Origin of the sequence: Aurantibacter sp., from assembly GCF_042094015.1 — a bacterium.
GTDB lineage: Bacteria > Bacteroidota > Bacteroidia > Flavobacteriales > Flavobacteriaceae > Aurantibacter.
Genome location: NZ_JBELDZ010000110.1, coordinates 1 through 5,150, shown reverse-complemented (window position 1 = coordinate 5,150; position 5,150 = coordinate 1). Strand labels below are relative to the sequence as shown.

The following is a 5,150-nucleotide window of genomic DNA, read 5'->3' as shown; positions in this document are numbered from 1 at the left end:
AATCTATAGTAAAAGTAACTGGTACTGTAGATATTACAAGATCTCAAGATGGTATAGCATTATATGCGCAAAGTGGTCCTTTAGGATCATTTACCTACGGAAGTGTAACTCAAAATAAAAGAGTATTTGTTAGGCCTAAAGTACCAGCAAATAATAAATGGTCACTAATCTCTTCTCCACTTAAAGAGTCAAGAATATATTAATGGCAAATGATGAATTACTAATTTCTCAAACCAAAAAAACGATTGGTGAACCCGTTGCTATAAAATTAACACCCATTTTAGGGCCCAAAGGATGGTTGGCTGATGGTGCAGATATTGCATTGTTAGATTTTGAGATTGTTGATAAAAATGGAGATAGACATCCTTTAAGTAAAAACAAAGTAGATTTTACTATTTCTGGACCGGCTATTTGGAGAGGTGGCTATAATAGTGGAAAACCAAACACAATAAATAATTTATTTTTAGATGCAGAAGCGGGTATAAATCGAGTTGCAATCAAATCTTTATTGCAAGAAGGCGAGGTAACAATAACAGCTACCAGTAAAGGATTGAAACCAGCAAATATAGAATTAAAAAGAAATCTGTAGACATTAAAAATGGTTTATCCAAAGAAATGCCACAAGTATATACTGTAAATTTTGATAAAGCAGAACCACTTCCAATTCACACACCAAAAACTGAACCGTACAATCCTGCAAGCGTTCATAAAAGTGATTTATTTACCAAATTTAGTTATACTGCAAATGGTAAAGCTACATTAAGAAAGAATGTGCATTGGGGCAAAAAAGCCTATACAGATTTAGAATATAATTATACGGTTATTCCTAGGTATTTGGTAGGCGCAGAATATATAAGAATGACAAATTCAGATAGCAAATATTGGGCTCGTGATCAACTACAATTTATTACTGGTAAAGATATGATTGTCTATATTGGGCATGATGATCGCGTAGAAAGACCAGTATTTTTAACCAAAAATTATATAGATATTGGAGATGATGTAAATTTAGGAGGTGTTAAAATGTCGCTTTTCAAAAGAATAGCTAAAAAAGGTGAAAGCATTATTATGGCAGGTAATAGTGATGGAGATGTTCCAGAAGAAAGTAGAATGTATTTTGTAATGGGTAAACAAATTAAAAAATAAGGGTTTCTTAATAAGAATACCATTATAGTACAGGACACCTTTTTATCTTTAAGAGTTTATTTTTATTTATTAAATCAATACACACAGAAAAGCAACTTACAAATAAAAACAACCAATGAAAAAACTACTGGTTCTATTAGTATTAACTACATTATTATACTCTTGTGGAGAATCAACTTCATCAAAAGATTACAAAGACAAATCTTTATCAATAGATGAAAGAGTTGATGCCTTACTACCTCTACTATCTATTGAAGAAAAAGTAGCGCAAATGCGAATTTTTCACGCAAATATTGGTGCAAAGCCAGATGAAAAAGGCAACTTAAAATTATCTAAAAGGGTCATAAAAAAATTAAAACTAGGTATTGCAGGGATTAAAAATCCAGGAGAACATATAGATCCTGTTGCAGCTGCAAAGTTAAATAACGAACTTCAAAAATACATCATAGAAAATAATAGATGGGGTATTCCTGCTTTGTTTGTAACCGAATCTTATAATGGTGTAGATGCTGAAGGATGTACAAAATTTGGTCGTCCATTAACTTCAGCAGCTTCTTTTAATCCAGATTTAGTAAATCGTATGTGGGATGTTGTGGGTAAGGAAGCACGTTTAAGAGGAATGCACATGTGCCACTCTCCAGAAGCAGATATTGTTAGAGACCCAAGGTTTGGAAGAATGAGTGAAGCCTTTGGCGAAGATACGTACTTGACTACGCAAATGGTTACAAATGCTGTGAAAGGCGTGCAAGGTAATTATGATGGTTTAGGAGCAGGAACACACATAGGGGCTGTTGCGAAACACTTTGCAGGATATGGTCAAGTCTTAGGAGGTTCTAATTTTGCTGCAATAGAAATATCAGAAAGAACTTTAATTGATGAAATTTACCCTCCTTTTGAAGCCGCTGTAAAAGAAGCAAAATCTTTAGGAATTATGGCTTCTCATGGCGATTTAAATGGAATTGCTTCTCATGGGAATAAAGAATTATTAACAGGTGTTTTAAGGGATGATTGGGGATTTGAAGGCTATGTAGTTTCAGATTCTAATGATATTGCACGTTTGTTTTATTTTATGAAAGTTGCTGAATCTCCTGAAGCTGCTGCACAAATGGGCTTAGAAGCGGGTATTGATATCGATTTATATGCAGAGGATTCGTACTCGTACTTACCAGAAATGGTAAAGAAAAACCCTGACTTAGAAAAATTAATAGATAGGTCTGTAAGACGTGTGCTAAGAACAAAATTTATTTTAGGGTTGTTTGATAATCCTTATATCAATTTAGAAGAAACTAAAAAAGGAGTGCGTGCAGCGTCATCTTTAGAATTGGCAAAAGAAGCAGATTTAGAATCAATCATTTTATTAAAAAATGAAGAAAATGTATTACCTCTTAACAAAAATAAGTCTACAAAAGTTGCTCTTTTAGGACCTTTATTAAAAGAGAATACCAAAGAAATGTTTGAATCTGCAGTAGGGAATAACAATATTAAATTTATTGCTGAAAAAGGCTTTCATTTAACAAACGAAAAAGGAGGGGCTCCAAAATTATTAGATAGAGACCCAAAAGCCATTGCAAAATTGGTAAATATTGCCAGAAAATCAGATGTTGTAGTATTATTTTTAGGAGGAGATAAATTTACAGCCAAAGAAGCCTATTTTAGTAACAGTACTTTAGGTGATAGAGCAACCATAGAACCTGTTGGTGCACAAGACGAATTGGTTGAAAAAATTACAGCTTTAGGTAAAAAAGTAATTGTAATCTTAAAACACAGAAGAACATTAGCTATCAATACTATTGCTGCAAAAGCTGATGCTATTATAGATACTTGGGATTTAAGTGAATTTGGAGATGAATCTACAGCAAAAATTATTTTTGGTGAGGTGTCTCCTTCGGGGAAATCTCCTGTTACTATTCCTAGATCAATTGGGCAATTACCATATCATTATAGTATGAAAGAAATCAACTATAAAAAAGAATACTTATTTTTAGACAAAGGTCCTATTTATCCTTTTGGTTACGGTTTAAGTTATGGTAAATTTGAATATTCAGACATCAAAGTTTCTAGTTCAGAAATCACTCCAAGTACAGAAATTACTGCAAGTGTAAGGGTAAAAAATATAGGTAAGGTAAAAGCCAAAGAGGTGGTGCAAATGTATATTAAAGATGAAATAGGTTCTGTAACAAGACCAGACAAAGAGTTAAAAGGTTTTGAAAAAATTGAATTAGCTTCAGGAGAGAGCAAAACAGTTTCTTTTAAGATAACGCCTAAAATGCTAGAATTTACAGGGCTAGAAATGAAAAAAGTTTTAGAAGCTGGAGATTACAGTGTAAAAATAGGAACTTCATCAAAGGAATATTTAGAAGCAAAATTCAAATTAAAAAAATAAATAGATTTAAAATGAATAAATCAATCTTAACACTTCTATCTGCAATTGTATTTTTAAGTTGTTCAGTAGCTCAAAATAAAGTAGCTCAAAAATCATCTGATTTAGATAACACTGAAATCAAGAAATCAATGATTAAAGCTTTAGAATGGCAAGAAGCACATCCAATTTTTGCAATTCACCCAACAGATTGGACAAATGGTGCTTATTATACAGGTGTAGCTAGAGCACATAAAACAACAAAAAATATGATGTATATGGCTGCTTTAAAAAATCAAGCGGTACATAACAATTGGAATACCTTTAAACGTTTATATCATGCAGATGATGTGGCAATTTCTTACAGCTACTTATACGTTTCTATGAATGAAAAAAGAAGAAATTTTGCCGACTTAGAACCTACTAAAAAATTCTTAGAGGCTCATTTATATGAAGATAATAACTGGAAAGCAGGAACCAATAAAAGTAAAGAAGATAAAACCATTTTATGGTGGTGGTGTGATGCATTGTTTATGGCACCTCCTGTAATTAATTTATATGCGAAAAAAACAAATCAGCCTAAATATTTAGAGGCTATGCATACGTATTATATGGAAACCTATAATAGGTTATATGATAAAGATGAAAATTTATTTGCTAGAGACATGCGTTTTGTTTGGCAAGGAACAGATAATGATACTAAAGAACCAAATGGTAAAAAAGTATTTTGGTCTAGAGGAAATGGATGGGTAATTGGTGGGTTAGCTTTACTTTTAGAAGACTTACCAAAAGATTACAAGCATAGAGATTTTTATGTAAATCTCTACAAAGAAATGGCGGCAAAAATTTTAAAAATTCAACCAAAAGATGGTTTATGGAGAACAAGTTTGTTATGCCCAGAATCTTACACTCATGGTGAAGTTAGCGGAAGTGGGTTTTACACTTTTGCTTTAGCTTGGGGAATTAACAATGGTTTCATAGACAAAAAGCATATACCAGCAGTTAAAAAAGCATGGAATGCATTAGTTGCTTGTCAGCAAGAAGATGGCAGAGTTGGTTGGGTACAGAATATTGGTGCTTTTCCTGAGCCAGCATCTAAAGACAGTTATCAAAATTTTGGAACTGGTGCATTTTTAATGGCTGGTAGTGAAGTGTTAAAGTTAGAATAATAGATGATAATTAGCGTTTAATACTAAACCTTTGTTCAGGGTGAATTAGCTTTGCTAAGCCTAATCACTAATCCTACTATAAAAACAGTTGTGTTAAATTATCATCTAATCAGTATAGCTCATAATAGTGTTTTCAATTATCTTTAGTATTATTACAAAAGCAGTTTAATACCAAAAAAATAACATAAATAAAGACAATGAAAAATCAACCAATGGAGAAATTAAAATTGAAAATGATAGAAATTTTACTCCAGGTGTATATATGATAAAAGTAATTTCTAATGATGATAGAACTTACCATTCTAAATTAATAATAAGATAACTAATATTTTAAATATTTTAAAAACCAGAAGATACTTATCTTCTGGTTTTTTTATAAACAGGATAAAACAGGATAGATTTTAACAAGTATCTACTTAAGTTTAAAATTCAAATTATAGTTTCAATGAAAAGACGTAACTTTTTTCAACTTTCTG

The 5,150-nt window shown here is 31.7% G+C and carries 5 protein-coding genes; all 5 read left to right on the top strand.

The window, feature by feature from the left end; all coding sequences use genetic code 11:
- Window positions 1–203: hypothetical protein (locus ACFDSN_RS11680; protein WP_375240035.1), on the top strand; the 203-nt coding region annotated here is incomplete at its 5' end.
- The gene (locus ACFDSN_RS11675) at window positions 203–589 is read left to right on the top strand and encodes a hypothetical protein (protein ID WP_375240034.1); all 387 of its coding nucleotides are present in this window, start codon (window positions 203–205) and stop codon (window positions 587–589) included. The genes ACFDSN_RS11680 and ACFDSN_RS11675, both read left to right, overlap by 1 nt.
- A 26-nt stretch (window positions 590–615) precedes the next feature.
- The gene (locus ACFDSN_RS11670) at window positions 616–1,146 is read left to right on the top strand and encodes a hypothetical protein (RefSeq protein ID WP_375240033.1); all 531 of its coding nucleotides are present in this window, start codon (window positions 616–618) and stop codon (window positions 1,144–1,146) included.
- Between the two features lie 115 nt (window positions 1,147–1,261).
- Window positions 1,262–3,529, top strand: a complete 2,268-nt coding sequence (locus ACFDSN_RS11665; RefSeq protein ID WP_375240032.1) for a glycoside hydrolase family 3 N-terminal domain-containing protein — start codon at window positions 1,262–1,264, stop codon at window positions 3,527–3,529.
- 11 nt (window positions 3,530–3,540) lie between these two features.
- On the top strand, window positions 3,541–4,674 hold the full coding sequence (locus tag ACFDSN_RS11660; protein WP_375240031.1) for a glycoside hydrolase family 105 protein: 1,134 nt from the start codon (window positions 3,541–3,543) through the stop codon (window positions 4,672–4,674).
- Window positions 4,675–5,150: the final 476 nt, after the last annotated feature.

What these genes read in the sequence shown, in the direction of transcription:
- ACFDSN_RS11675 (WP_375240034.1), top strand. Translation starts at nt 203, where the DNA reads ATGGCAAATGATGAATTACTAATTTCTCAAACCAAAAAAACGATTGGT.
- ACFDSN_RS11670 (WP_375240033.1), top strand. Translation starts at nt 616, where the DNA reads ATGCCACAAGTATATACTGTAAATTTTGATAAAGCAGAACCACTTCCA.
- ACFDSN_RS11665 (WP_375240032.1), top strand. Translation starts at nt 1,262, where the DNA reads ATGAAAAAACTACTGGTTCTATTAGTATTAACTACATTATTATACTCT.
- ACFDSN_RS11660 (WP_375240031.1), top strand. Translation starts at nt 3,541, where the DNA reads ATGAATAAATCAATCTTAACACTTCTATCTGCAATTGTATTTTTAAGT.